Annotated in this window: 9 protein-coding genes and 2 pseudogenes; 5 read left to right on the plus strand and 6 right to left on the minus strand. The window is 67.2% G+C overall.

Annotation, left to right across the window (positions count from 1 at the left end; all coding sequences use genetic code 11):
* Positions 1-158: 158 nt before the first annotated feature.
* A complete protein-coding gene (locus ACFXB5_RS16380; protein ID WP_385207894.1) occupies positions 159-1,274 on the minus strand; it encodes an AI-2E family transporter in 1,116 nt (371 codons plus the stop codon).
* A 73-nt stretch (positions 1,275-1,347) separates the two neighbouring features.
* Complete coding sequence (locus ACFXB5_RS16385) at positions 1,348-2,289, minus strand: EamA family transporter (protein WP_385207897.1); 942 nt, start codon at positions 2,287-2,289, stop codon at positions 1,348-1,350.
* 42 nt (positions 2,290-2,331) lie between these two features.
* On the opposite strand from ACFXB5_RS16385, the gene ACFXB5_RS16390 reads away from it, so the two are divergent.
* Positions 2,332-2,856: a MarR family winged helix-turn-helix transcriptional regulator gene (locus ACFXB5_RS16390; RefSeq protein ID WP_385207899.1), complete on the plus strand. Its 525-nt coding sequence runs from the start codon at positions 2,332-2,334 to the stop codon at positions 2,854-2,856.
* Positions 2,857-2,977: 121 nt separating this feature from the next.
* Here the strand turns inward: ACFXB5_RS16390 and ACFXB5_RS16395 are convergent.
* Together ACFXB5_RS16395 and ACFXB5_RS16400 are read right to left on the minus strand one after the other, a co-directional pair.
* Positions 2,978-3,127: pseudogene (locus ACFXB5_RS16395) on the minus strand (diadenosine tetraphosphate hydrolase); the annotation flags it as partial.
* Between the two features lie 194 nt (positions 3,128-3,321).
* Complete coding sequence (locus ACFXB5_RS16400; RefSeq protein WP_385207900.1) at positions 3,322-3,699, minus strand: hypothetical protein; 378 nt, start codon at positions 3,697-3,699, stop codon at positions 3,322-3,324.
* 285 nt (positions 3,700-3,984) lie between these two features.
* Here ACFXB5_RS16400 and ACFXB5_RS16405 point away from each other — a divergent pair.
* A pseudogene (locus tag ACFXB5_RS16405) lies at positions 3,985-4,145 on the plus strand (IS630 family transposase); the annotation flags it as partial.
* A 28-nt stretch (positions 4,146-4,173) separates the two neighbouring features.
* Here ACFXB5_RS16405 and ACFXB5_RS16410 read toward each other — a convergent pair.
* Positions 4,174-4,545, minus strand: a complete 372-nt coding sequence (locus tag ACFXB5_RS16410) for a hypothetical protein (protein WP_385207903.1) — start codon at positions 4,543-4,545, stop codon at positions 4,174-4,176.
* Between the two features lie 275 nt (positions 4,546-4,820).
* Here ACFXB5_RS16410 and ACFXB5_RS16415 point away from each other — a divergent pair, with 275 nt between their 5' ends.
* A complete protein-coding gene (locus tag ACFXB5_RS16415) occupies positions 4,821-5,117 on the plus strand; it encodes a VOC family protein (RefSeq protein WP_385207905.1) in 297 nt (98 codons plus the stop codon).
* A 132-nt stretch (positions 5,118-5,249) separates the two neighbouring features.
* Here the strand turns inward: ACFXB5_RS16415 and ACFXB5_RS16420 are convergent, their stop codons facing one another.
* Complete coding sequence (locus ACFXB5_RS16420) at positions 5,250-5,564, minus strand: hypothetical protein (protein WP_385207908.1); 315 nt, start codon at positions 5,562-5,564, stop codon at positions 5,250-5,252.
* Positions 5,565-5,753: 189 nt separating this feature from the next.
* On the opposite strand from ACFXB5_RS16420, the gene ACFXB5_RS16425 reads away from it, so the two are divergent.
* Together ACFXB5_RS16425 and ACFXB5_RS16430 are read left to right on the plus strand one after the other, a co-directional pair.
* Positions 5,754-6,605 (plus strand): thioesterase family protein, encoded by an 852-nt coding sequence (locus ACFXB5_RS16425; protein ID WP_385207910.1) that lies wholly within the window; start codon positions 5,754-5,756, stop codon positions 6,603-6,605.
* A gap of 80 nt (positions 6,606-6,685) precedes the next feature.
* Positions 6,686-7,648 (plus strand): IS630 family transposase, encoded by a 963-nt coding sequence (locus tag ACFXB5_RS16430; RefSeq protein WP_385207913.1) that lies wholly within the window; start codon positions 6,686-6,688, stop codon positions 7,646-7,648.
* The last annotated feature ends 76 nt before the right edge of the window (positions 7,649-7,724 follow it).

Raw genomic sequence — 7,724 nt, forward strand, 5'->3', positions numbered from 1 at the left:
GGGGTGCGTCCGTGGGCGGCCGCGCCCCCGGGGCCTGCCCCGCGCCCCCCCCCCCACGGGGGGGCGCCGGGCCCCGCCCCCGGGCCCCCCGCCCGGCCGGCAGCGACCGATGCGCTTGCCGGCGCCGGCGCCGAGGGCCGATGCCTACGGGCTACGGGCTACGACACGACAGCGCCACCGGCCGGCTGCTCGTTGCTCTCCGGCTCTTGTGGCGGATGGCTGAGCTGTTCGCGCACGTAGTTCCAGGCCACCGCGACCAGCGCGGCCACCGGTACGGCGAGCAGACTGCCCACGATCCCGGCCAGACTGCTGCCCAGTGTCACCGCCAGCAGGACGACCGCCGCGTGCAGGCCGAGGCCGCGGCTTTGGATCATGGGCTGGAACACATTGCCCTCAAGCTGCTGCACCACGATGATGATCGCCAAGGCGATCAGCGCGTCCGTCGGGCCGTTGAACACCAGCGCGATGAGCACCGCGACCACACCCGCGAACAATGCCCCCACGACGGGAATGAACGCGGAGATGAAGGTCAGGACCGCCAGCGGCAGCACCAGCGGTACCCCCAGAGCCCACAGTCCGAGGCCGATGAGGATGGCGTCGAGCAGGCCGACCAGCGCCTGGGAACGCACGAAGGCGCCCAGCGTGTCCCAACTGCGCGCGGCCACGGCCGGGATGTCGATGGCGAGCCGGCCGGGGAGCTGCTGGGCGAGCCACGGCAGGAACCGCGGGCCGTCCTTGAGGAAGAAGAACATCAAGAAGAGCGCCAGGACAGCGGTGATCACACCGTCGACCACCGTGCTCACTCCCGCGACGACAGCGCTGACCAAGCTGCCGGCACTGCTCTGCAACCGGGCCGCCGCGGAGTCGGTGGCCTGCGCGATCTGGGCATCGTCGATGTTCAGCGGGGGCCCGGCGGCCCATTCACGCACCCGCTGGATGCCTTCGGTCACTCCGTCGGACAGTTCACCGGACTGGGATGCCACGGGCACCGCGATCAGCGCCACGATACCCGTGGCGACCAGGAGGAACAGCAGGGTCACGGCCGAGGCGGCCAGCGCGGGAGGCCACCCCCACCCGCGCAGAACGCGGGCCAGGGGCCAGGTCAGCGTCGTGAGGAGCAGGCCGACGACGAGCGGCCAGATGACCGACCACATCTGGCCCAGGGCCCACAGGACCGCCGCGGCCATGACGAGGATCAGAAGCAATTCGAGGGAGATACGCGCCGATACGCGGAGCGCGGTGCGGGTTTTCGTTGAACTCAACGTGCGTGGCATGAGGCCACCCGTACCTCATGAGTGCTTCCCCGCGCTGCATTTCAGCAGCACCCTAGCCAAAGTCCCAGTGGCCTCACTGGTGTTGGGAGTGGGAGGGCGAGGGATCCGGTGCGGGGTGCCGGTGAGAGTCAGGTTGACCGGGCGTCCGGCCGGTGCCACGTCGGCCCGCGCGTGCGGGTCGGCCGAGGACGACTCCGGCCAGGACCAGGACCAGTCCGCACAGTTGCTGAACGGTCAGCACCTCCGTGGCGACCATTGTGCCGAGCAGCACGCCCGTGACGGGGTTGAGCAGCCCGATCAGCCCCACGGTCCCCGCGGGCAGGTGCCGCAATCCGGTGAACCAGGCGGTGAAGGCCAGCGCGGTGGCGGCCAGGGAGACGTAGCCGAAGGCGATGAGCGCCGGTGTGGAGAGGGCGGGCGGAGGGCCCTCCACCACCGCGGCGGCCGGAAGCAGGAACAGCCCTCCGGCGGTCAGCTGCCAGGCGGTCGAGGCGAGCACATCGGTATCGGCACTCCACCGCTTGGTCAGGATGTGGCCGAAGGACGACACCAGCATGGCGGCGGCCGAAGCGAGAACTCCCGGTACGCTCACCCCTTCCGCTCCCGTGAGCAGCATGAGGCACACCCCGGCGAGCCCGACCACGGCACCGGACAGATGTGCGGTCCGGGGCCGTTCGGACACCAGGGGCCAGGCGATGAGCGTCATCGTCAGCGGGGACACCGCCATGACGGTCGATGCGACGCTCGTCGGCAGCAGCTGGGAGGCGACGTAGACGAGGACGAAGAACACACTCACGTTGAGCGAACCGAGCACCGCGGACCGCCACCACCACGCACCGTGCGGCCGACGCCACCGGCACAACGCCAGCAGGACGAGCCCGGCGGGCAGCGCCCGCAGAGCGGCCCCGTACAGCGGGCTCCCGGCGGGGAGGAACTCATGGGTGACGAAGTAGTTGGCTCCCCACGCCACCGGCGCGACCGCGGTCAGCGCCACCCAACGCGCATTAGCTTCCATGGAAGACAAATATAGCTTCCCGGGAAGCTATATTTGTCTTCCATGGAACATCGGCAACCGCTGGACCGCGTGGCCCGCATCCAGGCCGACTGGCGCCGCGAACGGCCCGACGTCGACATCTCCCCGCAGGGAGTGATCGGCCGGCTGCACCGCCTGGCCGGTCAACTCACCGAAGAACTCTGCCGCGTATACAGCCGCTACGACCTCACCGAGGGGGAATTCGACGTCCTGTGCGCACTGCGCCGCGCCGGCGAACCCTATGAACGCGCTCCTGGCGAGCTCGCCGCGCACACCATGGTCACCACCGGTGCGATGACCAAGAGGATCGACCGCCTCGAGCGAGCCGGACTCGTTACCCGCCGCCGCTCGGACGACGACCAGCGAGGCAGGATCGTCGCCCTCACCGGCCCCGGACGCGAACTGATCGACCAGGCGTTCACCGACCACATGCGCAACGAACGCCACCTGCTGAATCTGCTGACGTCCGCGGAGTCCGAGACGCTCGAAGCACTGCTCACGACCTGGCTCTCCCGCCTGGAAGACCCACGTCCTCCCCGCCACGAGTGACCCGCTCCGCACTTCTGGCGCCCGCGGAAGTAACCGGCCCCGCTGCGAAGTACTCCATGAGGTCCATTGACCGTCATTGATCACCGGGCCCGCCGTCCTGACGGTCGGCGGGCCCACACCGTCAGGCCGTCGAACGCAACCGGTCCCGTTCGCCGCCGATCGCATCCCGCAGCACATCATGCCGCGTGCCGAGCCTGAACCGCTCGTCACTCCACCGGTCCCGCGGATACAACCACACCGGCTTGCCCACCAGCTCGGCCGACTCCCACTCGGGGTTCTCCCCTCGCGGAGCAGCCCGATCCGATCCATCCGCCAGTCACCAGTCATGGCCAGAACCTAACCGCAGGTCATCAAGCCCCGCTCTTCGCTCCCCACCGACGGTTCGCCGAGCACATCGAAGAACTCGCCGCTGCCCACTGAAAGGTCACCAGGACGCCGGGCTGCTCCGCGGGTGCTGGCACCGGGTCAGGCGCCCAGGCCTCCCGCACAGGCTGCGGCGACGTAGCCCTTGCGGCCGTTGTAGTTCACGGCGACGTAGTACCTGTCCCGCGGCTCGCCCACCGCGCACTGGTAGGTCTCGCCGAGTTCTTCGCCGCACCTGTCCCACACTGGCAGACGGGTGCCGGTGTACTTCTTGATCAGGCCTGCTGTGGGGAACTTGGCCGTCCGCACGTTGTAGTAACCGCGGCTGTCATCTACGTAGAGATAGCAGGCCACGGCGGTCCTTTGGGGCGCGGCGGGTTTTGCGGACGCGGTCGTAGTCGCGCTGGCTGCCGGAGCGATGGCGCCGGTTGCCGCTGCCGCAAAAGCCGCAGCAGCGATCGCGGATCGGCGAAGTTTCATTTGTCCCCCTTGGGATCGACGAGATCTCTCCGCTGGAGCTGTTGCTCCGGCTCATCGGATCCTTGTGGGCATGGACGGCTCAGGGGAACAGATACTTTCTGTCCCGGACAGCACGAATCATGTCCAGCCTGGTCAGCGCCTTGTCCAGAGCTGTCCGGGACACCGCCTGTCGCCGGTGCGCTGGAAGGAATACGGCAGTGCCAAGGTTGGCGCCCGGCGAGCGCTCGGCCCGGGCATGGACATGCGCCGCGTGGCCCATGGCGCGGCCGCGTCGGCATCCGGAGGAACACCGTGCAGACCCGGGCCCTGCACGCCTACCTGCGCGCTGGCGCAACAGCAACGCCCGCCACCGCGACGTTCTGGCCGCCGAACGCAAGGAACGTGCACGTATCCGCAGCGAGAAGGGCAGCCGCTGGGGAGGACGCCCTTTTGAAACCGCAGCCTGAACCCGGCGGACCTATGCGGTCACGGCACCTAGCCGAGTGGATTCCAGTTGAACCAGCCTCGGGACGTCTCGTAGAGGTTCGTGGGTTCGTCACAAGTCTGGGATGTCGAGATCTGCAGGGCGACGGCATCCGCGCGCGCCGCGTAGTCGTCCGCCAGAACCACCAAGATCAGAACCGAAGACAGCAAAAGCACGGGAAGAACTCGTCCACGGCGTACGCGTGAGACGACCAGTGCCGCCACGGACAGCACGAGGCCGGCCAGCAGGAGCCACCGGTTCACGCTTGCTTCCCGGTCGAGTCGTTCGGACAGCTCTACAAGGTCATCGCAGAGTACGTACGTCTCCGGTCCACGGAACAGCGACAGACAGCGTTCCAGTACTGCGGCCAGCACGATGAACATCCCAAGGGCCGGCAGCAGACTCGGATCTCTCTCCGACCTCGACCTCGACCCCGTCCTGACCTGCCGCGCAACCCCCATGCCCCGCACCCTTCGACTGCCCGGCGGAACATCCAGCCGAGCACAGAGATTACTTCGCTGGAGGCATGGCCTACATTCGAGGCGGGAACAGGTTGGCGCCGAGCCGGCGCGAGCAGGGCTCTCCGACTGCTGAGGCCAAGCTTCTTCAGCGGATGCGTCATGAACTTCGAGATCTCGCAATACACCCGCTGATCGACGTGCACCGTCTGTGCCACGCACTCGGGCGGAAGGGCGGGCGCCCCATCGAGTTGCAGGCCAAGCAGCTGACGACGCCTGGCCCATCGGGGCTGTGGGTCGAGACGTCCCGGCGCGATGTGATCGCCTACCAAGCGGAGACGACGCGGCTGCACGACCTCGACGACATTCTGGCCCGGCTCGCCGCACACGGGATCGACCACGAACCCGTCGAGACCTACAGCAACGGCGTACGCCACGTCGTCGTGCTGGACCCCGACGGGAACAGCCTGTCGCTCGCCGAGGCGCCCGCCCGGTGAGCCTTTTCCAACCCGTGCGGTGAGTTGGGTCACACTGCACCTGACCTGCTCAAAATGAGGTTGGGAAACGCTCGCCATCAGGAAGAACCGGCCAACCCAACACGGGACGCTGCCTCCATCATCGACGCACCACTAACCGCCGTCATCAGAAAAGGGGCCGGTTGATTCGTGTTCGGGATCAGAGGACTTCAGCGCCATCACGCACATCATCCGGGCCATGTGGCGGTCGCTGTCGTTGATCAGGTTCATCCGGCCACCGGTCGAGCCTACGGCCGGTCGCTGGACGTACTCGAAGATGTCGATCAGGTCTTCGAGGTCCCTGGGCTGGCGGACTAGTGTCTCGTGATTCTGTTTATGGAACCTGAGGCGTCTGTGATCGTTGAGGTCTAGTAGGTTCCCGTTTCTTCTGTCCCATTTCCTATCCTTCGTGTCCCATGTCTGGCCCATGGGACATGGAGATGAGACGTGTTTGGAGGCATGCCGGGCGAGCTTGGCGGAGCTGGTGGCGCGTCGGCAAAGGCAAGACCGTCGGTGCTGCGCACCGTCGCGGTGCGGCTTGGAGTAACTGGACCTGGTCGCGTGGTGTGCCCTGTCCGACCTGGTGGCGGAGTTGACGCTGGCCTAAGGTCATCATGCATGAACACTCCTGACGGTCAGAGGTTCGGTATCCAGATCGATGTCCGGGTGCGGCAGGCCGATCTTGGTCGAGACGGCTCGGCAAGTACGATCGGCATGGCCCGCTGGCTGGAAGACGCCCGGATCCGGCTGCGGCTGCACCGCTTCGAACGCCTCATCGGTAAGGGTGGGTTCGGGCCGTACCAAATATTGCTCGTCGGCCAACGGGTCAACCGGCTTGCTCCGGCCGGCCCGACCGGTACCCGCGTGCAAGTGCACACCGGCGTTCGCCGGGTCGGGCGCTCCTCATTCACGTTCGAACAGGTGATCATGGTCGACGGCAAGCATGTGGGCAGTGGCGACGCCACCGTCGTGCTGGCTGACAGCTCGGGGCCGCTCCAGCTTCCGGACGAGCTGATCGCCGATCTCGACGAGATGCAGCTACCGGAGACAGGAACGTCGGCAGCCGCCCGTCCACGCCCTGAGCGCCTGCAACGTGCCCACTACTCGTACTGGGCCACGCTGCGTTCCCGGATCGGTGACGTCGACTCCAACCAGCACGTCAACTTCATCGCACTGGCCACTTGGTACGACGAGGCCGTCGCCACCTTCACCTCGCACTCGATTGGGACAAGTGGTGCGGGCTCGGTGCCAGATCTGCCCCCTTCGTCGTACCAGATCCAGTATCTCGGTGAGGTGACCTACCCGGGCGACTACGAGATCGGGCTCACGGTCCGCTCCGTCGACACCGACTCCGTGCACTACGAACTCGGTGTCTTCCACGACAGCACCTGCCTGAGCGTGGCCGACGCCATCGGCCCACGCGGCAAACTGACCGCCGAAGCCCTGGAAGCGGCCCCGACGGCGGACTGACCACGGTCTCTCGGGGACAGGCCCAGGCTCATCCCGGCATCGGCGCCACTGGCCCCGATCCGCGCCTGCGGAGAAATGCCATGAATCTGGGACTCGATCCAGGTGACACCGTCATGAGGCAACCGAGAAGCCCCAGGCCAACGAAGATCGACATGTCACGCGGTTTGGGACCCTACAGGTCTGGTGTGGATCTCTACTCTGAACAGATAGCTGAGCTGCGGGAGTTGGCGGGCTCGCGGGATGTGCCAGCTGTCGTGGCGCTTCGCGCACGGATCGTGCTGTGGTCGGCCGAGGGGCGGCGGCGCAAGGACATCGCCGAACTCGCCGGTGTGGCACCGCTGACGGTGGACCGCTGCAAAGCGCGTTATGCCGAGCGGGGTGTTGCCGGTCTGGAGGACAAGCGCCGCGGCGGGCCACGAGCCCAGGTGCCGCCTCGGGCGCGGGCCCGGGTGATCGCCTTGACGAGGATGTCCCCGCCCGCGGATTCCGGGCTCTCGCGCTGGTCGACGCGAACGCTGGCCGACCACCTGAAGCGGCGCGAGGGCATTTCGGTGTCCTGGCATTACGTTGCCCGCATCTGGCGTGAGGAGAATCTGAAACCGCACCGTTCGGGCACCTTCAAGATCTCGAAAGACCCGGCGTTCGCGGAGAAGGTCGCCGACATCGTCGGGCTGTACCTAGCCCCGCCGGTTGGCGCCGTGGTGCTGTCGGTCGACGAGAAGACACAGGTGCAGGCCCTGGACCGGACCCAGCCGGTGCTGCCGGTCACGTTCGCGGCCATCGAGAAGCGCACTCACGACTACGTCCGGCACGGCACCACGAACCTGTTCGCGGCGCTCAACGTCACGACCGGTGAAGTGCTGGGCGAGTGCAAGCCGACCCGGAACGGCGCGAACTTCCTGGCGTTCCTGAAGAAGGCCGTCAAGCCGCACGCGGGAAAGGAGATCCATATCGTCCTGGACAACCTTTCCACGCACACCACCCCGGATGTGAAGGCATGGCTGGCGAAAAACCCGAACGTCCACTTGTCGACGACCGCGTAATTCCCCAGCTGCGGCGCCACTTTCCCCAGGCAAGCGTTCGAACGCGCGGTGAGTCTGATGGCGGCCCGCCCGCCTG

It is taken from the genome of Streptomyces sp. NPDC059455, assembly GCF_042750115.1.
GTDB lineage: Bacteria > Actinomycetota > Actinomycetes > Streptomycetales > Streptomycetaceae > Streptomyces > Streptomyces endocoffeicus.

Excerpts from the sequence above, each read along its gene's own strand:
- ACFXB5_RS16380 (WP_385207894.1), bottom strand. The coding sequence starts at position 1,274 with ATGCCACGCACGTTGAGTTCAACGAAAACCCGCACCGCGCTCCGCGTA.
- ACFXB5_RS16385 (WP_385207897.1), bottom strand. The coding sequence starts at position 2,289 with ATGGAAGCTAATGCGCGTTGGGTGGCGCTGACCGCGGTCGCGCCGGTG.
- ACFXB5_RS16390 (WP_385207899.1), top strand. The coding sequence starts at position 2,332 with ATGGAACATCGGCAACCGCTGGACCGCGTGGCCCGCATCCAGGCCGAC.
- ACFXB5_RS16400 (WP_385207900.1), bottom strand. The coding sequence starts at position 3,699 with ATGAAACTTCGCCGATCCGCGATCGCTGCTGCGGCTTTTGCGGCAGCG.
- ACFXB5_RS16410 (WP_385207903.1), bottom strand. The coding sequence starts at position 4,545 with ATGTTCATCGTGCTGGCCGCAGTACTGGAACGCTGTCTGTCGCTGTTC.
- ACFXB5_RS16420 (WP_385207908.1), bottom strand. The coding sequence starts at position 5,564 with ATGGGCCAGACATGGGACACGAAGGATAGGAAATGGGACAGAAGAAAC.
- ACFXB5_RS16425 (WP_385207910.1), top strand. The coding sequence starts at position 5,754 with ATGAACACTCCTGACGGTCAGAGGTTCGGTATCCAGATCGATGTCCGG.
- ACFXB5_RS16430 (WP_385207913.1), top strand. The coding sequence starts at position 6,686 with ATGAATCTGGGACTCGATCCAGGTGACACCGTCATGAGGCAACCGAGA.